We start from the raw sequence: 19,341 nt of genomic DNA on the forward strand, positions 1-19,341 counted from the left end.
AAAATAGCCCTTTTTACGTATTTCCTTCCTTATATTTTTTCCTTCTCTTTGGGTCTGTTAATAGTTAGCAAGAACCAGACAACCTGAAAAACATGAAGGATCACCATGAAAATAAAACACACAAAATCACCTTCAGGCTCAAAGCGCAGGAGGCAAAATTCCTGGATGATTTTGCTGGGAGTGCAGGTGTTTCCAGAAGCGATACACTCAGGAACCTGATCCGGAAAATCCAGGGAGATGCAACCATTATCAAGACCGATAAATTGCTTAATACCCTGTCTGATCTTGCAGCTGAGCAGGGTAGGGTAAACAACAATATCAATCAACTGGCCAGGCATGCCAATCAATATTCCAAGGTAAGTGACCTGGACCCTAAGGTATTTGTAAGATTTAATACGCTTCTAAACCGGCACCTTGACTTTCAGGAGGACATGAACAGGACTTTCCGAAAAATTTATAAATCCATCAGCTGATGACAGTCAAAATTCTATCATCCACCAGTACTTTCAAAGGGGTTTCCTACAACACCAACAAAATGCAGTCCGGCAAAGGTGAACTGATGAAATTCAAAAATTTCGGTTACCTGCAATCGGCGCAAAAAGTAAGCCCGGCTGAAATGAAAACCTTTCTCAAAGTCCATTCTAACCGAAATTCCAGGGTACAAAACAAACAATTTCATGCCATGATTTCTTGCAAGGAACGAGAATACAACAAGAAGGAACTCACCAAAATGGCCGAGGAGTGGCTTGAAAAAATGGGCTATGGAAACAACCCTTACCTGATCGTATTCCATGGAGATACCAAAAACAACCATGTCCATATGGTCTCCTCCAGAATCGGCAACGATGGCAAAAAGATTAATGACAGTATGGAAAGGATCAGGACACAGAAATGCATGCTGGAGATCATGGAAAGAAATCCGGGTCAGGAATGCAGGAAGATCCTGGATCAGTTAAAATCATTTACCTTTTCCACCCTCAACCAGGCCAAGTTATATCTGGAAACTCGGGGATATAACCTTCAGGAAAAAGAAGATAAATTGTTCCTGTATAAATTTGGTTTGCTACAAGGCGAACTTTCCCTAAAGGAAATAATGCACAAGACCAATGCCTATACCATTGACAAGGCAAGAAAAAAGCAGCTACATGCCTTGTTTGAAAAGTACAGGAAGGTTTACTGCAGCACCCCTGTTCCAATATTTGAACCGCTGAAAGGCAATCGCCTTGGGAAACCAAAGGGTTACCGGTCAGAAATGGCCGACTTTCTCAAAGAAAAATTTGGAATAGAACTGTTGTTTCATGGCAGGGATGGCAAGAAACCTTATGGCTATACGATTATTGACCATAGCAGGAAAATCATCTTCAAGGGAGGTGAAATCTATCCGCTTAAAAATCTGATTCAGGAAGAAACCAAGGATAAAGTTAAAGTGATCAATTTTCTTTTTCCATCAGATATTCCTGCTTATAAAAGCATTACAGGCGCTTCAGATACCCTTTTTCGAATCAAACGTTTTCCGGAAAATACGGCTTACCGGTTGAAATTACTGTCTGTTTTGGAAGATTACCCCAACCTCCAAACGGGTCTTGAGGAATTCAAATTACACCTACTGGTAAACGAAAAGCGCTTGTTTTTACTGGACACTCAAGAGCGGTTTTTTATTCGGCTGGAAGCCATTCTGCAAAATAAAGAATACAACAGATTTGCCAGACTTTGGGAAGTCCCTCTCCGAAATGGGGCAGAACAACCTGCTTATATCGAATCAGGTTCTAATTCAAAAGTTCAATTACCAATACAAGCGGACAGCGAAAAGGTCTTACCCCACACTTTGGGCAATGAATACGCCGAACCAGACCGGGAGACAGTGTCCCCACTTCCCACTATTAACCTGGATATCCATCAGGATGTGGACGACGAAGCAATGCATGGAAGGAGAAGAAACAAAGATAAAGACAACAAAAAGAGAAGCATCAGATAAAAACCAATGCATATGATAATTCTATTCGCAAACCAAAAAGGAGGAGTCGGTAAAAGTACCCTTTCGGTGCTATTTTCCAACTACCTAACCCTGGCCAAAAACAAACCGGTAAAGGTCTATGACATGGACTTTCAACGGTCGCTTTACAATAAGGCCCAGGCGGCAGAAATGATTGAAAACACGCCGTTGTACCCCGTAGAGGCCGCCGAATTGTCTCAATTTAATGCCATACAAAAAAAGGACACCAAAAAAGAAAATCAGGTCAGCATCATTGACCTGGCGGGTAAAATGGATGATGATGAACTTGTTCCGGTATTCCAAAAATCGGACCTCATCCTATGTCCCTTCAGTTATGACGAATACTCCGTGTCCTCTACCATCGAGTTTTCCTTTGTAATCAAAAAAATTAATCCGAACGCCAAAATCATATTTATTCCCAATAGGGTGCGGAGCAGTGTGAAATACGAAACCATGAAATCGGTTCAGGACGCGCTGAAAAATTTCGGAGCAGTCACCAGTAGCATCACTGAAAGGATAGATTTCCAGCGGATCACTACCTATGACATTCCTTCGAATATCATTGAGGTGATCGAACCTGTTTTTGAATCCATTTATAACGAATACATAGACCCGGCATGGCACAAGATGATTACATGTGTTTGAGTATGTGGAATTATTCTGGACTAGAAGGTTTGATAACCGTGGATCATTGGTAATTACGTCCAATTCCAATTGCAAATTGGAAAGAATAGAAGGGGGGGTGTTTTGCAAACCTACACCCAGTCTGGGATGAACTTTAATTTAAAAAGCCTTATCTAGCTTTAAAGGGACAAATCTAAACAGAATATTATTCTGATGACAGCCGAAAACATTATGAAATACATCGGGTGGAACTTTTTTGTTTACCGCCTAAGAAAAGTCAAAAACTGAAATATCCTCCATTGGAACCAATCAAATTGTAATACGGAATCGTTAACTTTAGGGAACGAAAAGAAAAAACCGATGGACACAGTTAAAATACGAGAAGAAATAAGCCAATACCTTCAACATGCAGATGATCGTGTGTTAAAACTTATTCATGGGCTGATTAAAGCAGACCAAATAGCTTCACCTGTTGGATATAAACCCGATGGCACAGCTATCACAAAAGAGGAACTAATATCCAGGGCGGAAAGGTCTGAAAAGGACATTAGAGAAGGCCGTGTAAAAACGTCAAAACAGGTCAGGGAAGAAATAAAGCATTGGTAATCCAGGGAGGTTAGGTTTTCAGAGTGGGCGAAAATGTGCTTGAAAGAGATTTACGATCATTATTCAGAGGAAGCCAGTCCCGAAAAAGCGACTGAGATTGTAAATAAAATAATTGACAGAGCAGAAACGCTTGAAAACTATCCGGATAGAGGAAGAGTAGAAGATGACCTGATATCTCTTGGGAAAGGGCACCGATATTTGCAGGAATATCATTACAAAATCATTTACATGGTTGATAGTGAAATCGTTATTGTCACGGATATTTTTAGCAACTATCAGAAACCTACCAGGAAACCGAAAAGGAATAAATAGCCACCAAGCTGGATCAGGGTTTCGTGTAGAATCCTCTACCCCCTTTTATTCCTAACTTACTTTGAAGTCGAAACCTTTTATATGCCATTTACAATGGCTTCTGAAAGACCTCTTTAGTAAACAAATGGACAAAATTTTGAATACTTTTTGACTGAAATTTGAGACCCCATCCAAATCAACGACACTTTATTCAGTTACTCGGGCATCATTTATTTGTAATTCAATCAAGGATAGACTATTTTTAGTTATGGGTGCGGTTTATCAAATAAGAGATCAGGAAATCGAGCCTGCCCGAGGCAGATAGGCATGACGAAATCGTTATGCATAAGGATGATTATTGTGGCGAGATTCCACCCCGATAAACCGGGGCAAGTTCTGACCTTTTGAAAACAAATATAAACAGATGAAATACCCTATTTTTTCACATTCCAATTGTATTCATGAGAATCCGGTAAGGGCAGGAATCGTGGAAAAACCAAAGGACTACATGTGTTCGAGTGCAAGAAATCGAGCATGACCCAATTGTCACGTGATTAGACGATCATCAGCTATGCGAGATTCCACCCCGATAAACCGGGGCAAGTTCTGACCATTAAAAACAATTATCAACAGATGAAATTATGCTGAATTAGAAGGTTTGATAATCGTTGATCATTGGTAATTCCGTCCAATTCCAATTGCAAATTGAAAATAATAGAAAGGTGTTTTGCAAGCCTACACCCAGTTTACGAAGTCATAAACTACACCTAGGGGGACAATTTATGGCTGGTTATTATTACGTAAGCAATACAGAAGCGTATTTAATAACGGTTTAGACAATTTTCAAGAAGACGTAAACAAGTATTTATTGTTCTAAAAAAAAAAACTTTGAAATAGCAACTAAATACAGTTACTTCGTGTTTATGTCTAAGAAAGAAAAACTACTGGAACGATTTCTTACACAACCTAAAGATTTTCATTACGATGAAATGGTAAAGCTTTTAGGTTACTATGGTTTTGAGGAAATAAAAAAGGGTAAAACCAGTGGTTCAAGGGTTAAGTTTGAAAACGAATCGGGTGTACCGATTATGTTGCACAAACCGCACCCAAGTGGCATAATGAAAGCGTACCAATTAAAACAAGTAAAGGAGGTTTTAGAATTATGAAGTATTTAGATTACAAAGGTTACAAAGGGAGTATTGAGTATAACCACGATGATAATTTACTTTATGGAAAGGTACTCGGTATTCAAGGTTTAATTTCTTATGAAGGCTTAACAGGTCAAGAGTTAGAAAATGATTTTAAAGAAGCGATAAATGTTTATTTAGCTGATTGTAAAGAAGCAGGTAAAACACCGGAGAAACCCTATAAAGGGAGCTTTAATGTTCGTATTTCAGCTTCATTACATCAAAAAGCAGCTTTATTAGCAAGAGAAGCTAAAATGTCTTTAAACAACTTTGTTGCAGAATCCATACGTTCGCGAGTAACAAAAGAAAAAGTATAGTAAAACACAACTTGCAAGCCTCTGAGAAATCACCATAATAGCCAACCTGCTACCAGAATAAAAGCTGCGATTTTCATCACTATCAAGGAAAAATTCATTCAAATAAAACGGTTGCTTACTATTATTCTTTTACAGGTGTGTCCGGAAGTCCTTAATGTGACTCAAAGACATATTTTTTTTAAAGAAGGTTCTAGGTCTATAGCAATTGCTGAGTAGATGGATTTCCAATCACCTCTTTGTTTTGGTAATTTCATTTATCCTTCAGTTGCCACTTGGAAAGGATAGAAGGGTAGAACAAACCATAAATATTCAGTCTATAAGACTGTTTTGGGTTTGTCTGGTGGTAGGGATGATAAACTACATCCTGCTGACAAAGGCATAAAATACTTCTAAGGTGGAAACTTAACTTACCAAAAAAAACGTCTACTTTATGGTAGAGAAAAAAATGAAACGTTTGTAAATCTAAAGATTCGAAGTAGACTTAGTCACTTAGCGACTGGATAAAGAAAATCCATAAATTAAGAATCTTAACCTAAAGGCTATGGATTTTAGAAGTGAAAAATCTGGACTTATAGCTCGTTTTACTACTATCGAAAATGTCACCTTATACTCAGGATCAAACAATTACTAGATCAAGATAAAGACTTATTTGTAACCAAAGAAGACGATTTGGCCGAAAGAGCCAAAGCTTCACTTAAGTCTATAGGTGAATGGAGCATAGGAAATCAGAGATGTTTACACCCATCAGAAACTATGATGGATTGCAAGGTTTGATAGCCGTGGATCACTATTGAATCCATCCCTTCCAATTGCCACTTGGAATGGGTAAAAGGGTATTTTGAAAACTATTCGTTTGTGGGGTGCAGCCTATTTGCTTCTAAAATCGGTTATGGTTTTTCCATTGTATCGATACACCCCATCAGAGCCGAACCAAATACTGCCATCATTGGCTTCTAAAATTCCAAAAAGCATCTTTCTTTCCTTGGTGTTTATTTCGGTTGCAGCGGGTGTTTTATTTAAAAAGGTCTGCGAATAATAAAGAGAAAGTACCCAAGGTCCTTCTTTAGTTTCTGAATTTGTCCAGATATTGCCTTTTTTATCCTCGTGAATGTATCCAATAAAATTCTTGCTGATGTTGGAAAACTCACCCCCACCAGCCCTGAGCGAAGTCGAAGGGTCATAGCGCCATAGGCCATCATTTCCACCTAGCCAGATAGTGCCTTTTTTATCTTCGATTATAGATCGAACATTGGTAAACGGCTTGTCCTTATGGCTTACAATGGTAAATATTTTTCCGTCATAAAGATAGGTGTTGCCCCTTGTGGCAAACCAAAAAATACCCGTTTTGTCTTCAATGATGGAGTTGACCTCGTTAGGTGGGCGGGTGAAATTCGGAACTGTTTTCCCTGTTTTATCTTCAACAATAGAATCTTTGGTCAACATAAAATTCTGAAAAGTTTTTCCATCGTACCGGCTCAATCCCCCATTTGTACCCAACCAGATATTATTTGCTTGGTCCTCATAAATGCTGGTAATCTCATTATTCGGAAGCCCTTCCTTGGTTGTGAAATGTTGAAAGTCTTTTCCATCAAAATAATATACACCTGATCCAATACTTCCAAACCACATATTGCCTTTGCTGTCTTCCAAAACTGAAAAGAAGCGAGCTGAACTTACTTGCTTTGTTACATTGGTAAAAGATTTTCCATCATACCGAAACACCCCTTCCCAGGTAGCCATCCAAATGTTTCCTATGTCATCCTGTACTATATTACGTACGATAGAATTAGGCGCTTTGGAAGAGTTTAAATGATGGTTTTCGGAATTGGAATGGTCTTTTGGTTGGTCAGTTTTAACTTGATCATTACATGAGACGATAAAAACCAACAGCATTAGCCAAGAAAATAATCTTAAGTGTTTTTTCATTTTTTATTTATTAAGCATGTCCAAACCTAAAGCTATCCAAAGTCAAGATCGTAAATAGAATGTAAAAAGATTGTAAAACAGGGTAAAATTGACATTTGGCCTTTATTAAGCCTTATATTTGAACAATGAAAAAACTGATACAACCGGCCGGAATCGGGATGATCACTATGCTTTTGGTGATGGTCGTTTTGTGGCCATGGAAGTCAGATGATTTTGCAGAAAACAGAGAAATCAGGTTGAGAAATGTGGGACACCAAATCTTGCTTGCCTCAGGGGATAGCACTTCTAGGGTTTTGCCAATCAAGAGAATCAGCGAGAGTGAATATATTATTGTATTTGAAAACCCCTTCCAATTTGACCCGGACAGTTTGGTCAAAGTCATTCATAAGGGTTTGGGGGAAGGCTTGGTGGGCAAAAAAGCTGAAGACAAATATCTGGTTAATGTTGTGGAATGCATAGACAATCAGGTTGTTTACAGTTATCAAATGTCCAGTCACAAAGACAAAACCCTAATTCCATGTCAGGGCCGTGTGCAGCCAAAAGATTGCTATAGCATCAAAATCCGGTTTGAACACAATCCAATGAGGGCATCTAACTTTTCTGTGCCTATTATCTTTGGGATTTTGGCCTTTGGCTTTTTGTTGCTATACAATAAAAATGCACTTAAACCCAGCAAGAGTAACAACATGGACAATAGTCAATCCGTGGGAATCGGGAAGTTTGAACTGTATCACAGTAAACAGCTTTTGAAGATCGGAAGTGAGGAAATTCAACTTTCCCAGAAAGAAAATAAGTTGCTTACTCTATTTGCCTTACACCCAAACGAAATGCTTGAGAGAGATCACCTGCTAAAAGAAATATGGGAAGATGAAGGGGTCTTTGTGGGCAGAAGCCTGGATATGTTTGTTTCCAAACTTCGCAAAAAGCTATTGCAAGACCCGAATGTTCAAATTAAAAATATCCGTGGTAGGGGGTATGTACTTCATGTTAATTAAAAAGCGCCGGAAAACATATTGATGCTACATGATTACAACCTTCTTTCTTCCAGTTTTTTGAAAAATGCTTCTCGGTAATTCCTGCTGATGGGATAATAGGATTTACCTATCAAGATTTCATTGGATTGAACTTCATCAATTTGGCTCATATTGATAATAAATGAACGATGGATGCGAACAAAATCCTCCGGTAAGCCATTTGCCACATTTGTAAGGGGTATTAAAGACAAAACCTTTCTTGTTGGAGTAATGATTTTGATGTATTCTCTTTGGGCTTCTATGGCTTGAACCTCTTCATATCTAATTTTCACAATGCGGGTATCTGTTTTTATGAAAAAATAGTCTGGTGTTTCTTTGGCATGCTTGGAAGTAACCTGAACGGACAGGTATTCGATGGCCTTTTCAATGGCTTTATTAAAACGCTCAAATGAAACTGGTTTCATCAAGTAATCAATCACATCCAATTCATAACCTTTAACTGCATATTCTTCATAGGCTGTTACAAAGATCGTTAATGGCTTTTCCCTAAGTTCATCCAACAAATCCATTCCTGTCATCAATGGCATGCGGATGTCCAATAATAGAATATCCACAGGATGCTTCTTCAACACGCTCAAGGCATCTTCTCCGTTGTTGCAAACACCTACCAATTCTAAATCACCAAGCTTGGAAACATAGTCCTTAAGTAATTTTCTAGCAGGTGGCTCATCGTCTACGATAAGGATATGGTATTTCATTTCAGGTCTATGGTTAATTTTATTTCAAAGGAGCTGTTATTTTGATTTAATTTCAACTCATGCTTTCCCGAATAAATAAGGTTAAGCCTTTTCTTCACATTCAGCAGGCCAACCCCACTTTCTTCCTCAGCTGTTTTACGGGCAAGAATTACATCATTGCTAATGTAAAAATGAAGGATGTCTTCTGCATCTATACTAAGCTTAATGGCTATCCTCCCGTCAATGGTGTTGCCATGCTTAAAGGCGTTCTCAAGGAAAACCAAAAAAATCAAGTGGGCAACCCTATGCCTTTCCAATACCCCTTCATAATTAAACGTTATCCGTGGCTTTTCATCGAGCTTTAATTTCCATAATTCAATGAAATTTTCCATGAATTTGATTTCTCTGGAAAGTGAAACATACCGCCCTTGGTCTTCATAAAGCATATGTCGCATCATTTCAGAGAGTTTCATAATCGCAGGGGCGGTGTTGTTTTCCTTGAAATACGCCATAGAATAAATATTATTCAAGGTGTTGAAAAGAAAATGTGGACTTAATTGAAGTTTCAGGAACTTCAACTCAGTTGCCAATTGACTGTTTCTAAGTTCAATTTCATTTCGCTGCGCTGATATCATATTGGCAAAAAACCAAATGACGGTGGTGATAAGGTAAAAGCCAAAGGCAGGTACTGATCGAATAAAGTAGGTATAGGTTACAGACCTGTGGGTCATTCCTAACAGGTTTACCCTCAGTAAGACTATGGTAACGACCACCGCAATGGAAGCCAAAATGTAAGCGGTATATTTCCCTTTTTTATAAAGTTTCGGTAGCAAAAGGTAATAATTCAAATAGGCAATGGCCGAGGAAGTTAAGACATCAGAAACTACCGCTCTCGAAATTTCCCGAGAAGAATTGATCCAATTGCCTAAGGAGGCGTACAGAATCGTCCCATAGCATAGCCAAAAAAAGACATGCAGCACATAGAAGGCTGGTCGAGAAATAAAATTATTTTTCATTGTGGAAATATAGCTTTTTAAATAACACAATTTTATAGCAATCATCCAAAGGACAGTACTGATCTACAGTAGGTGTTTTTAATCCAATAAGTGGTAATGCCCACACCTCCCGACCATGCTTTAATAGAAGCCCTATTCATTCGTAGATCAAATTTGACATTCGGATGAGAGAACCATGCATTCTATTGAATTGGGTTAAATATTTAGAAATTTTTTTGTCTATTCGTAATGAATGAATGGCTTTTATTATTTCCAGGAATAAAAAATTAATTATCAAAACCCAGATTTAAATGAAAAAGTACTTATGCCTGTTTGGTCTTATTTTTATATGCAATTCCATCACTTTTGCTCAATCTGCCATAGAGCAGGAAATAAAAAAACTCTCTATGGACAAGTGGCAATGGATGGCTGAAAAGGAGGTGTCGAAACTGGAAGATCTCTTTGACGATAAGGCTAGGTTTGTCCATATGAGTGGAAGCTGGAAAAAAGATCGTGAATTGGAGATTATTGAAACGGGAAGCATCTGGTATAAAAATGCTGAGGTTCATGATTCAGTGGTAGAGCTTTCAGGCAACATTGCAGTAGTATGGAACAGAATCACCTTGACCGCTTTTGTAAGAGGCAATGATGTTGAAAATGAATTTACAGTAACAGAAGTTTATCAAAAACAGGGAGAGGACTGGAAAATGCTGGTTTTCACCTTTAGCAGTGTTAGGGATACTCATGAAATTGAACATTAAACCCTTCAACATTATAGCAATGAGAAAGACGATTTTTATTGTATTGACCCTCTTACCGATCTCACAATTTGCTATTGGACAAGAGGAAAAAACGAAACAAGAAATCCTTGAACTTTCTAAAAACAAATGGCAGTGGATGGCAGAGAAGGAGGTTGAAAAATTGGTTGAACTCTTTGACGATAAAGCGGTATTTGTCCATATGGGAGGTTCTTGGGGAAAGGAGCGTGAAGTGAATATTATTCGTAGTGGTGGTATTTGGTATAAAAACGCCGATATACATGAGGTTTCTGTAGCGTTAATAAACGATACGGCCATTTTGCTGAATCGTATCACTTTGACTGCAGAGGTGGGAGGGAATGAAGTTACCAACCCGTTTGAAGTCACTGAGGTATATATAAAAAAAGCAGATGGCTGGAAGTTGGCTGCCCTCTCTTTTACCAAATTGATGATAGCCGGCAACCGCTAAAAACTGTAAAAAGGCATTGCCAAAACAGCCATGTATTGAAAGGCTTCTCCACTGGGGTATAGAGCGTGATGGTATTTTATATGTTATGGAAGGTGAAAAAAAAAGGAGGTAAGACAAGCAGTAAATAAATGGTTGGAAAGCCTACAGAAATTCACTTCTGTTTCTTCATTTTATGAACAATAATCCCACGAGAAAATCATCCGAATGTTAGTTTTTAGGACTGATAATGAGTAACTTAATTATTTATATTACCTATAAAATAAAAAGACATGTCTAGGCCTGCCAGCAACTTCAATAGAAGGTCATTTCTGAAAGTTTCGGCTATAGCCGGAGGAGGGATGGCTTTGAATTTTGGCTGGATTGTCAGCTGTGAACCTAAAGAGGAAGAAAGCTTAGGTGTGCCAAAAAACTGGTTCAGGTTGAATGGTTACATTCGAATCGGGGAAAATGGAAGTATCACTTTGATGTCTCCCAATCCCGAAGGTGGACAAAATGTTAAAACCTCCATGCCGATGATTATAGCCGATGAGCTTGATGTCGATTGGAACAAAGTTATTGTAGAACAAGCCCCTTTAGATACGGACAATTTTACACGGCAATTTATTGGGGGAAGCCAGGCTATTCGTACCGGTTGGAAAGCCTTGCGAACGGCAGGAGCCACTGCACGCCGGATGTTAATCTTAGCAGCTGCAAAAACCTGGGATATTCCTGATAGTGAAATTAAAACAGCTTCCGGTTTTGTATTGGATATTTCAGGAAAAAGAAAAGCAGACTATGGGAGTTTAGCCGCATTGGCAGCCACTTTACCCATACCGGAAGACGTTAAATTAAAGGAAGTCCAGGATTTTAGAATTATTGGAACTTCTAAAAAGAACGTTGATCTACATAAAATTATAACAGGAAAACCACTTTTCGGCATAGATTTCAAAAAACCGGGAATGCTTTATGCGATGATTATTCATCCGCCGGCCATTGGTAAGAAATTGAAATCTTTTGACGCCAATCGAGCGCGTGCAATGCCGGGAATAAAGGACGTATTTGCAATTAAATCCCTTCAGGATGATTATAAAAGAACTTTCTTTGACACCGTTCAATTTACAGATCTTATTGCTGTGGTTGGAGATAGTACCTGGCAAGTTCAACAGGCCAAAAAAGCTGTTACAGTTTCATGGGAAATTCAGAAAGGTTTTGAAGAAAAACGTGACATGTTTGGTAGAGCCGGAGTAAGAGTGGTTCCTGAAGGATTGGAGAATAGTGCCGAGCAGGAACATAAAATGAGGCATGCCGCCATGAGCCCTCAGAAACAAAGGATGGATGGTGATCCTAAAAAAGAATTCGAAAAAGCTACTAGGGTAATTGAACGAAGTTTTTCCGGGCCATTTCTGGCTCACAACTGTATGGAACCTATGAATTTTTTTGCCCATGTTCAAGGGGATAAGGTGTTTTGTGCAGGGCCTTTACAGAAGCCTGAATTAACGGAACAGGCACTTGCAGACAGGCTAGGGATCCCTATTGAAAATATCGAAATATCCATGACAAGACTTGGAGGGGGCTATGGGCGCAGATCTTATGCCCATTGGTTAATTGAAGCAGCAGTGATTTCCCAAAAAACAGGCGCGCCTATAAAACTTCTTTACAACAGGGAAGACGAAATGACTGCAGGAGTATACCGGTCCCGCTACCAAGCTACCTATCGTGCAGGATTTAACATCAAAAATGAATTGGTAGCTTTTCATGTCAATGCTGGCGGCTTACCTGAAAATCCATTGTACGCCAATAGATTTCCCGCAGGAGCTGTGCCCAACTATTTAGCTGAAGGTTGGGAAGTAGCTTCAAATATTACTACCGGTTCCTTTCGTGCACCCAGGTCAAATTTTATGGCTTGCGTGGAGCAATCATTTTTAGATGAAATCGCGGAAGTATCGGGGCAGGACCCTATAGCGTTTCGATTGAAATTGTTACAAAGGGCAAAGGAAAACCCTGTGGGTGAAAATAACGATTACAATCCGGAACGTTATGCCAAGGTTTTAGAAATGGTGAAGAAAAAGGCAAACTGGGGAAATGCCCCTGAAGGAGTGCATCAAGGCGTTTCAGCTTATTATTGCCACAATAGTTATGCTGCTCAGGTAGTTGATTTAAAGGTAACAAATGGTGAAGTTCACTTTGAGAAGGTGACAAATGTGATAGATTGTGGAATTGTTGTAAACCCAGATGCAGCAAGAAATCTTTGTGAAGGGGCAGTAATTGATGGAATTGGGACAGCCATGTTTGGGGAACTAAGAATTGAGGATGGGGTAATAAATAAATCCAATTTTGATACATACCGGATGATTCGAATAAAAGAAGCTCCCAAATCCATAGCCACCTATTTTGTAGAAAATGGCGAAGATCCTACAGGTTTAGGAGAGCCTGCCTATCCACCTATTTTCGCAGCAGTGGCCAATGCCTTGTATAAGGCTACAGGAAAGAGGTTTTATGATCAACCATTTATAAATCAATTGAATGGCTGAAACCAGCTTTTATAATGTGAAGGAACTCAGGTATAAGTTGATAAAAAAAATATATCCATTTGATTTAAATGCTGTAAAGCATTAATTTAGAACCAAATACATAGACTAATGGCACAATTCAAGCTTAAAATTAACGGGAAATTGCATCAGGTAGAAGTAGACCCAAATACACCAATGCTTTGGGTTTTGAGAGATCATTTGGATCTGGTAGGAACTAAATTTGGCTGTGGTATTGCCCAATGTGGTGCCTGTACCATTCATATGGATGGAAATGCTGTAAGGGCTTGTCAATTACCTGTATCTTCCGTTGAAGAGGCTGAGATTACAACCATTGAAGGGCTTTCTGAGAAAGGAGACCATCCCGTTCAAAAAGCATGGATGGAACATGATGTACCACAATGCGGATATTGTCAAGCAGGGCAAATCATGTCAGCTTCAGCCCTTTTGAAGAAGAACCCTAGTCCAAATGATGAAGAGATTAACCAGGCCATGAATGGTAATATATGCCGATGTGGAACCTATACGAGAATTAGAGCTGCAATTAAAACTGCCTCCCAAAACGCTTAAACTATTAGAATTATGGCTTTTACAGATAATAAATTAGATAGAAGATCATTCCTGAAAGTTTCTGCCTTGGCCGGAGGAGGTATGATGCTTAGTTTTAGTTGGCTAGCGGGTTGTCAACCAAAGTCGGAAGATGTGCTGACCATGCCGGATGAATGGTTTGAATTGAATAGTTATATTAAAATTGGAGACAATGGGGTGGTTACTCTATTTAACCCTAACCCTGAATTTGGCTCCAATGTAAAAACTTCCTTACCTATGTTGTTGGCTGAAGAGTTGGATGTAGATTGGAAAATGGTCACCGTTGAACAGGCAGATTTTTATCCTGAAAGGTTTGACAGGCAGTTTACAGGGGGGAGTCAGGGGATAAGGCAGGGTTGGATTCCTTTACGTACTGCGGGAGCTACTGCAAGAAAACTGATTGTGCAGGCTGCAGCCCAAAGTTGGAATGTGCCGGAAGGTGAAATTACTACCAATCGCGGAAATGTTGAACACAAAACCTCTGGAAAGAGAGCGGGGTATGGAGAAATGGCCTCATTGGCTGGAACACTGGATACACCGGATCCTGAAACCGTTAAATTAAAGGAAATTTCTGATTTCAAAATCATCGGTAAATCCAAAAAGAATGTTGATGGAGATAAGATTGTAACCGGCAAATCAATTTTTTCGATTGACCATAAAGTTGCTGGTATGAAGTATGCAGCCATTGTGCATCCTCCTGCATTTGGGATGAAGCTAGTGGATTTTGACAGGAGTTCTGTGGTCTCATTGCCGGGGATTCAGGATGCTTTTAAGATCGAGGTTTTTAAAGATGATTATGCAAGAAATTTTTTCGACACCACGACCTTTCCAGAGCTTATAGCCATTGTTGGCAACTCAACCTGGGAAGTCATGCAAGCCAAAAAAAGTATTAAAGCAGAATGGGAACCCGCTCCTACAAGTACTTTCCCTATGGCAGGTAGAGGTGGAGAAAATATTGAGGTGAAGGTTCCGGCAGGATTGGAAAGCTCCAGTATTCATAAAAAGAATATGGCCGATTACCACGCTAAGCCGGGACAGGTTCGAAGAAAAGATGGGGATCCCGAAAGTGCATTCAAGCGGGCGACTAAAGTGATTGAACGTACTTATACCGCTCCTTTTTTGGCACACAATACCATGGAACCAATGAATGCCTTTGCAGATGTGAAAGGTGACAAGGCTGTCATTTACGGGCCTACACAAGCGCCGGATTTTATTATGGGAACGCTTTCCAGTAGCTTGGGGATTCCTCGGGAAAATATACAAATAAAGCTGACCAGAATGGGTGGAGGTTTTGGCCGTAGGGCATATAGTCATCATTTTGTGGAGGCGGCATTAATTTCTCAAAAAATTCAGGCTCCTGTAAAAATGACCTATACCCGTGAAGACGACATGAGTGCAGGGGTTTACCGACCCACCTATTCAGCGACCTATAAGGCTGCATTGGATAACGAAAATAACCTTTTGGCCTTTTATGTAAAGGCAGGAGGAATTCCTGAATCTCCATTGCATGCAAATAGATTTCCTGCCGGAGCTGTCGAAAACTACCTTGCCGAAAGTTGGCAAATTGAATCGAATATAACTATAGGAGCTTTTCGTGCACCGAGGTCCAACTTTATTGCAGGTGCTGAGCAAAGTTTCCTGGATGAACTTGCGGAAGTGATGGATAAAGATCCCATTGATTTTCGTCTTGAACTGCTTGAAAAAGCAGCAACCAACCCTGTGGGTGATAATAATGATTATGATCCAATGCGATATGCAGGAGTCTTGAAACTAGTTCGGGATAAATCCAATTGGGAGAAACCTTCACCCGGAATTCACCGTGGTGTATCTGCCTATTTCTGTCATAATTCGTATGTGGCCGAGGTGGTTGATATTTCTATTGTTGACAATCAACCTGTCGTTGAAAATGTCTTTGCTGCTGTTGACTGTGGGGTAGTAGTTAACCCGGACGCTGCGGCCAATATGGGAGAAGGAGCAATTGTAGATGGAATAGGGAATGCATTTTATGGTGAAATGGCCTTTGAAAATGGGGCGCCAACAAAAAGGAATTTTGATAAATACCGAATGATCCGCCATAGCGAAGCACCTAAAAATATTGAAGTCTACTTTGTAGAAAATAATGAGGACCCTACTGGTTTGGGTGAGCCTTTATTTCCACCGGTATTTGCTGCATTGGGGAATTCCCTTTACAAAGCGACAGGGAAAAGGCTTTATGAACAACCTTTCTATCCAAAAATCATTCAAATACAAAATTTTGGAATGTAATTAATTGTAATAATAATGTATTTAATTAGATTTATCCATTAAAGATATTTCCACCTTCTTATTAAAGAAGTCTTTGAGATTCTTTTTGGTGAGCATGGTGTGAATGATTTTGAAAACGGTGGTTTTATCTTCCTCGTCGAGTTGGTTAATCATATTGAGCTGCTCAAATCCTTTTTTGTCTTTTACAGTAACTTCTTTGGTGAGGTCTCCTTCGTAGTTGAGAATTTGGAAAACAGTCACAGCTAGGTTTAGAATGACTAGTGGCAACCAGGTGTAGATTAATCTACACCTTCCTATCAATGGGAATTTGCAATTCCCTTACCTATGTTCATGCCACCACAATTAAAAAATATTTACAGATCGCAAATAAGGAATATTTTTTTTACCACCTTTATTCTTAAGGGATTCGAAGACCGATCTCTATTTTTCAATTGAAACCTTTGTGATTGAAAGAAAAAAAATATCTTTAGGATTGTCAATTAGGCCAAAAAAGTTCTTTAAAAATTGAATTGATGGCATTTCCCGCCTAGGTCTGATGACGGCATCCTCCAAAGCAGGCTACCGAACCCTGGTAGGCAAGAAATACGAACTATCCAACCACCTAGGTAATGTCCTAGCCGTAGGAAGTGACAACTTTCGAGCACAAAGGAGAGGTACAGAGAAAAGACCTTTAGGAATAAAAAGTGGCAGATATAGAAACACCCGCCGCTAGGGTGAATCAATTACATAAATAAATCGTTGACTTTAGAAGGATAAAATTTAATTTGATGAAAGGATTAAATTACGTGACGGATGAGAATGACAGGAAAGTGGCTGTCCCGATAGACCTGAAAAAACACGGTAAACTGTGGGAGGATTTTTATGATAATTTGGTAGCAGAGCAAAGGAAAAACGAGGAAAAAATACCATTGTCTGAGTTGATCAGTTCCTTGAAAGAAGAAGGAAAGCTGGATAAATTATGAGATAACCGTCAGCAAGTCGGCCGCAAAAGAAGTATTCAAATTGCCCAAACGGGTCAATAATAAACTTATCAAGGCCTGAATGGCCCTATCAGAGTATCCAAGGCAGGTTGGTGCCAAAAAGCTTCGGGGTGGGTCTGAAACTGGCGTATCAGGGTAGCTGATTATAGGGTAGTATATGCCGTTGACCATGAAATACTGTTGGTGGATGCCTGAAAAGTCGGCCACAGAAAGGATAATTACGATTGATCAGCCAAGGATTACTAATGAGCGTCTTGGTTTAGAATGGTCTAAAATTTTGAACAGTGTCTGATGAAATTGAATGCTCATTCAAATCAACCATTCCTTGGTTATTTAATCGGGCAGTACTCATTTGTAATTCCTACGAGAATAAACCCTGGGTGAAGCACCGAGATTAATCCGTTCATTAGAAACTTCTTTTATACTATTATAAACCCAGATCCAGGCGGACAAAAGCCAATTCATCATTTATATTTAAATAGAGCCAAATCTTGCCATCTTTTAAAAATGGCTTTTGCGGTATGAAATTAGAAAAAAGCTTCCCGATACCATCTGGAACTTCAGTTTCTTTGATTACTTCAAAGGAATCATTAAGAATACTGATAAATACTTTGTGGTCATTCATTTCGGGTAGGCCTTTGTCATTTAATTTTGGTAGGCCTATGGTAGAAATTCTGACATACTTATTAGTAGTGGCCTCTGTCATTAAAGGTGAAAATGTGACTTCTTTCCCTATCTCTATTTTTCGAATCAAGAATTCTTCTCTTGAATTGACATCTTTGATATAGGTGCCGGTTTTTTCTGAGGCCGTTAATGTCGGTAGACAGGGATAATACTTTAAGTTTTGCTCAACTAAATCATATACTGCAATTTTGCTGAATACGGGATTTGTGATCACGAGTTTATTTCCCAATTGAACAATTTCTGTATTTTGGGGAGAAATTGATGCACCTCTTCCTTGCTGATGTCTTACTGTAAAATCTTCTGCCTTCTCAAATCCATTTAGTTTTACTTTCCTTAAAATATCTGTTTTTTCATTTACAAGAGCAAAAAATATTTCTCCGGTATCATGGTTCTGAATCAAGCCAAACGCTGTTTTATAGTCTTTTGAAGGGATGATTTTAGAGGTAAATTGTTCTCTTTTTATTAATTGTTCTCCTTCAAAATTACGCCCAATCAATAGGTACTTTTTCAGTTTTTGTTTATCAAAATTAAAAATGCTTGTGGAATAATGACTTGTCAAAATCAAATTGTTGTTGACATCTGAGCTTACCGCATAAACGTAATCACCAAATCCATTAGGCCCTTCAACATCAAATATCATCTTTTCTTCAAAGGCCAATGTTTCCAGATTTATCCTTTCCAAATAGGGACTTGTGCCACCGGAAATGAACAGGTATTTTTTATCATGGCTAATACCGGACTGATAAATTCCCCATTTAAGGTTAATAATATCATCGCCAGTAGCTATCATGACCGTATCAACAGCAATGTCCAAGCCATCAACGCTTTTAGACGTTGAAGAAGATTGATTGCAGGAATACAATAGAAAAATACCCACAAATAAATAACCGAATTTTTTCATGTCTCTAATTTGAACTAATCTTACAATTAATCAAATTTTAAGGACTAAAATTTCAGTTTAAGGTTTGAATTTGAATAGGGTAGTTGTTAAGAATTCACCAATCCTTCTCGATATATTATTTGAATTCAATTTTTAGTTGAGCTATTGGATTCTTCTAGCTGCCTTTTATGGTGGGGATTTCAGCTTGCTGTTACCTTGTTTTAGAACGTAATAGAATTTCATTATATTAGTTGAAGTAAGAATGATCACTTTAAAAAGGGGAAATTGAAAAAGCGATTTATCATAGGTAGTATGGGAATGGCAATTTTATTGATGACCTTCGGTTCTTATGGATCTTTTAATCCTTTGGAGGTTGGTTTTTATACCTCAATTGGGGCTGCCATAGTGTGGTTCTATTTGAGCTATTATGGATTTAAATGGTTTCAAACAAAAATGTAGATTCAATCTTATTTTATATCTTTGCTGGCAAGAAAAACACCAACTTTAGGATCACCTGAACGAGAACTTTTTTATTCCAATTGATGTAGGGTAGAACCTCG

At 38.8% G+C, this 19,341-nt stretch carries 20 protein-coding genes; 15 read left to right on the top strand and 5 right to left on the bottom strand.

Annotation, left to right across the window (positions count from 1 at the left end; translation table 11 throughout):
- Window positions 1-92: 92 nt before the first annotated feature.
- The 7 genes from AC0L7T_RS13090 (at window position 93) to AC0L7T_RS13120 (ending at window position 5,018) form a co-directional block, all read left to right on the top strand.
- Complete coding sequence (locus AC0L7T_RS13090; RefSeq protein WP_473343105.1) at window positions 93-473, top strand: plasmid mobilization protein; 381 nt, start codon at window positions 93-95, stop codon at window positions 471-473.
- On the top strand, window positions 473-1,975 hold the full coding sequence (locus tag AC0L7T_RS13095) for a relaxase/mobilization nuclease domain-containing protein (protein WP_473343106.1): 1,503 nt from the start codon (window positions 473-475) through the stop codon (window positions 1,973-1,975). Before AC0L7T_RS13090 ends, AC0L7T_RS13095 begins: the two co-directional genes overlap by 1 nt.
- A 12-nt stretch (window positions 1,976-1,987) precedes the next feature.
- Entirely contained in the window at window positions 1,988-2,638 is a 651-nt protein-coding gene (locus AC0L7T_RS13100; RefSeq protein WP_473343107.1) for a ParA family protein, read from the top strand.
- A 339-nt stretch (window positions 2,639-2,977) separates the two neighbouring features.
- Complete coding sequence (locus AC0L7T_RS13105) at window positions 2,978-3,223, top strand: hypothetical protein (RefSeq protein ID WP_473343109.1); 246 nt, start codon at window positions 2,978-2,980, stop codon at window positions 3,221-3,223.
- 39 nt (window positions 3,224-3,262) lie between these two features.
- Window positions 3,263-3,535, top strand: a complete 273-nt coding sequence (locus tag AC0L7T_RS13110; protein ID WP_473343110.1) for a type II toxin-antitoxin system RelE/ParE family toxin — start codon at window positions 3,263-3,265, stop codon at window positions 3,533-3,535.
- Window positions 3,536-4,437: 902 nt separating this feature from the next.
- Window positions 4,438-4,680, top strand: a complete 243-nt coding sequence (locus tag AC0L7T_RS13115) for a type II toxin-antitoxin system HicA family toxin (protein WP_473343111.1) — start codon at window positions 4,438-4,440, stop codon at window positions 4,678-4,680.
- A complete protein-coding gene (locus AC0L7T_RS13120; RefSeq protein ID WP_473343112.1) occupies window positions 4,677-5,018 on the top strand; it encodes a type II toxin-antitoxin system HicB family antitoxin in 342 nt (113 codons plus the stop codon). Before AC0L7T_RS13115 ends, AC0L7T_RS13120 begins: the two co-directional genes overlap by 4 nt.
- 867 nt (window positions 5,019-5,885) lie before the next feature.
- Here AC0L7T_RS13120 and AC0L7T_RS13125 read toward each other — a convergent pair.
- Window positions 5,886-6,944 (bottom strand): ligand-binding sensor domain-containing protein, encoded by a 1,059-nt coding sequence (locus AC0L7T_RS13125; RefSeq protein WP_473343114.1) that lies wholly within the window; start codon window positions 6,942-6,944, stop codon window positions 5,886-5,888.
- 125 nt (window positions 6,945-7,069) lie between these two features.
- On the opposite strand from AC0L7T_RS13125, the gene AC0L7T_RS13130 reads away from it, so the two are divergent.
- The gene (locus AC0L7T_RS13130) at window positions 7,070-7,939 is read left to right on the top strand and encodes a winged helix-turn-helix domain-containing protein (RefSeq protein WP_473343115.1); all 870 of its coding nucleotides are present in this window, start codon (window positions 7,070-7,072) and stop codon (window positions 7,937-7,939) included.
- 32 nt (window positions 7,940-7,971) lie between these two features.
- On the opposite strand, the gene AC0L7T_RS13135 is transcribed toward AC0L7T_RS13130, so the two are convergent.
- Both AC0L7T_RS13135 and AC0L7T_RS13140 read right to left on the bottom strand, forming a co-directional pair.
- A complete protein-coding gene (locus AC0L7T_RS13135; protein WP_473343116.1) occupies window positions 7,972-8,676 on the bottom strand; it encodes a LytR/AlgR family response regulator transcription factor in 705 nt (234 codons plus the stop codon).
- Window positions 8,673-9,671, bottom strand: coding sequence for a sensor histidine kinase (locus tag AC0L7T_RS13140; RefSeq protein ID WP_473343117.1), 999 nt, complete (start codon window positions 9,669-9,671; stop codon window positions 8,673-8,675). Before AC0L7T_RS13140 ends, AC0L7T_RS13135 begins: the two co-directional genes overlap by 4 nt.
- 290 nt (window positions 9,672-9,961) lie before the next feature.
- Between AC0L7T_RS13140 and AC0L7T_RS13145 the strand changes: the two genes are divergently transcribed.
- The 5 genes from AC0L7T_RS13145 (at window position 9,962) to AC0L7T_RS13165 (ending at window position 16,237) form a co-directional block, all read left to right on the top strand.
- Window positions 9,962-10,411 (top strand): nuclear transport factor 2 family protein, encoded by a 450-nt coding sequence (locus tag AC0L7T_RS13145; RefSeq protein WP_473343118.1) that lies wholly within the window; start codon window positions 9,962-9,964, stop codon window positions 10,409-10,411.
- A 19-nt stretch (window positions 10,412-10,430) separates the two neighbouring features.
- Entirely contained in the window at window positions 10,431-10,877 is a 447-nt protein-coding gene (locus tag AC0L7T_RS13150) for a nuclear transport factor 2 family protein (RefSeq protein ID WP_473343119.1), read from the top strand.
- A gap of 269 nt (window positions 10,878-11,146) precedes the next feature.
- Complete coding sequence (locus AC0L7T_RS13155; protein WP_473343120.1) at window positions 11,147-13,387, top strand: xanthine dehydrogenase family protein molybdopterin-binding subunit; 2,241 nt, start codon at window positions 11,147-11,149, stop codon at window positions 13,385-13,387.
- Between the two features lie 108 nt (window positions 13,388-13,495).
- The gene (locus AC0L7T_RS13160) at window positions 13,496-13,954 is read left to right on the top strand and encodes a (2Fe-2S)-binding protein (RefSeq protein WP_473343121.1); all 459 of its coding nucleotides are present in this window, start codon (window positions 13,496-13,498) and stop codon (window positions 13,952-13,954) included.
- A 12-nt stretch (window positions 13,955-13,966) separates the two neighbouring features.
- Window positions 13,967-16,237 carry a xanthine dehydrogenase family protein molybdopterin-binding subunit gene (locus tag AC0L7T_RS13165; RefSeq protein WP_473343122.1) on the top strand — a complete coding sequence of 757 codons (2,271 nt, stop codon included), beginning with the start codon at window positions 13,967-13,969 and terminating at the stop codon, window positions 16,235-16,237.
- A gap of 21 nt (window positions 16,238-16,258) precedes the next feature.
- Here AC0L7T_RS13165 and AC0L7T_RS13170 read toward each other — a convergent pair whose 3' ends face one another.
- Window positions 16,259-16,504 (bottom strand): hypothetical protein, encoded by a 246-nt coding sequence (locus AC0L7T_RS13170; protein ID WP_473343123.1) that lies wholly within the window; start codon window positions 16,502-16,504, stop codon window positions 16,259-16,261.
- A 500-nt stretch (window positions 16,505-17,004) separates the two neighbouring features.
- Between AC0L7T_RS13170 and AC0L7T_RS13175 the strand changes: the two genes are divergently transcribed.
- Window positions 17,005-17,199: a hypothetical protein gene (locus AC0L7T_RS13175; protein WP_473343124.1), complete on the top strand. Its 195-nt coding sequence runs from the start codon at window positions 17,005-17,007 to the stop codon at window positions 17,197-17,199.
- A 445-nt stretch (window positions 17,200-17,644) separates the two neighbouring features.
- On the opposite strand, the gene AC0L7T_RS13180 is transcribed toward AC0L7T_RS13175, so the two are convergent.
- A complete protein-coding gene (locus AC0L7T_RS13180; protein ID WP_473343125.1) occupies window positions 17,645-18,802 on the bottom strand; it encodes a DUF4221 family protein in 1,158 nt (385 codons plus the stop codon).
- A gap of 264 nt (window positions 18,803-19,066) precedes the next feature.
- Here AC0L7T_RS13180 and AC0L7T_RS13185 point away from each other — a divergent pair, with 264 nt between their 5' ends.
- Window positions 19,067-19,240 carry a hypothetical protein gene (locus AC0L7T_RS13185; RefSeq protein ID WP_473343126.1) on the top strand — a complete coding sequence of 58 codons (174 nt, stop codon included), beginning with the start codon at window positions 19,067-19,069 and terminating at the stop codon, window positions 19,238-19,240.
- The last annotated feature ends 101 nt before the right edge of the window (window positions 19,241-19,341 follow it).

This window comes from Cyclobacterium sp. 10D3-21, assembly GCF_055809755.1.

Coding starts and splice junctions, on each gene's coding strand:
- AC0L7T_RS13165 (WP_473343122.1), top strand. CDS start 13,967: ATGGCTTTTACAGATAATAAATTAGATAGAAGATCATTCCTGAAAGTT.
- AC0L7T_RS13150 (WP_473343119.1), top strand. CDS start 10,431: ATGAGAAAGACGATTTTTATTGTATTGACCCTCTTACCGATCTCACAA.
- AC0L7T_RS13175 (WP_473343124.1), top strand. CDS start 17,005: ATGAAAGGATTAAATTACGTGACGGATGAGAATGACAGGAAAGTGGCT.
- AC0L7T_RS13180 (WP_473343125.1), bottom strand. CDS start 18,802: ATGAAAAAATTCGGTTATTTATTTGTGGGTATTTTTCTATTGTATTCC.
- AC0L7T_RS13100 (WP_473343107.1), top strand. CDS start 1,988: ATGATAATTCTATTCGCAAACCAAAAAGGAGGAGTCGGTAAAAGTACC.
- AC0L7T_RS13140 (WP_473343117.1), bottom strand. CDS start 9,671: ATGAAAAATAATTTTATTTCTCGACCAGCCTTCTATGTGCTGCATGTC.
- AC0L7T_RS13105 (WP_473343109.1), top strand. CDS start 2,978: ATGGACACAGTTAAAATACGAGAAGAAATAAGCCAATACCTTCAACAT.
- AC0L7T_RS13090 (WP_473343105.1), top strand. CDS start 93: ATGAAGGATCACCATGAAAATAAAACACACAAAATCACCTTCAGGCTC.
- AC0L7T_RS13145 (WP_473343118.1), top strand. CDS start 9,962: ATGAAAAAGTACTTATGCCTGTTTGGTCTTATTTTTATATGCAATTCC.
- AC0L7T_RS13130 (WP_473343115.1), top strand. CDS start 7,070: ATGAAAAAACTGATACAACCGGCCGGAATCGGGATGATCACTATGCTT.
- AC0L7T_RS13160 (WP_473343121.1), top strand. CDS start 13,496: ATGGCACAATTCAAGCTTAAAATTAACGGGAAATTGCATCAGGTAGAA.
- AC0L7T_RS13155 (WP_473343120.1), top strand. CDS start 11,147: ATGTCTAGGCCTGCCAGCAACTTCAATAGAAGGTCATTTCTGAAAGTT.
- AC0L7T_RS13125 (WP_473343114.1), bottom strand. CDS start 6,944: ATGAAAAAACACTTAAGATTATTTTCTTGGCTAATGCTGTTGGTTTTT.
- AC0L7T_RS13135 (WP_473343116.1), bottom strand. CDS start 8,676: ATGAAATACCATATCCTTATCGTAGACGATGAGCCACCTGCTAGAAAA.
- AC0L7T_RS13095 (WP_473343106.1), top strand. CDS start 473: ATGACAGTCAAAATTCTATCATCCACCAGTACTTTCAAAGGGGTTTCC.
- AC0L7T_RS13120 (WP_473343112.1), top strand. CDS start 4,677: ATGAAGTATTTAGATTACAAAGGTTACAAAGGGAGTATTGAGTATAAC.
- AC0L7T_RS13115 (WP_473343111.1), top strand. CDS start 4,438: ATGTCTAAGAAAGAAAAACTACTGGAACGATTTCTTACACAACCTAAA.